1 protein-coding gene and 1 pseudogene are annotated in these 520 nt (G+C 43.1%); both read right to left on the reverse strand.

The window, feature by feature from the left end; translation table 11 throughout:
- On the reverse strand, positions 1 to 337 hold a 337-nt coding region (locus R7190_RS30675; protein ID WP_318138314.1), incomplete at its 3' end, for an ABC transporter ATP-binding protein.
- Positions 337 to 520 (reverse strand): annotated as a pseudogene (locus R7190_RS30680) (iron ABC transporter permease); the annotation flags it as partial. The pseudogene R7190_RS30680 and the gene R7190_RS30675, both read right to left, overlap by 1 nt.

Raw genomic sequence — 520 nt, forward strand, 5'->3', positions numbered from 1 at the left:
TTTCTTGTGCAGATTGATGCTTCAAGCCAAAGGCTATATTTTGCGCAACTGTCAGATGAGGAAATAGTGCATAATCTTGGAAGATCATTCCGATATTGCGCTCTTCTGGCGGCAACCAATTTTCACCATCATCAATCGTCTGACAATTTAAGCTCATTTGACCAGAAGTAAGAGGCAGCAAACCAGCAATCGCTTTCAACAATGTCGTTTTTCCACAACCACTCGCCCCTAGAAGACAAACGATTTGCCCCTGTTCCACTTCAAGCGACAAAGACTCTAAAACGGTTTGAGCATCATATTGGCAAGTTAGGTTTTTAATTGATAGTGCGCAGCTCATCAGTGATTTTGCTCCAGTGAACGGTTAACAACAACAAGCGGGATCAACCCAACAAGAACCAACAATACAGCAGGCAGAGCTGCCAATTCTAAATGCTCATCCGAGGCAAAGTTATATACGTATGTTGCCAGTGTTTCAAAATTGAATGGACGCAGAAGCAGAGAGGCATTGAGCTCTTTCATC

The organism is Vibrio sp. 1078-1, assembly GCF_033340475.1.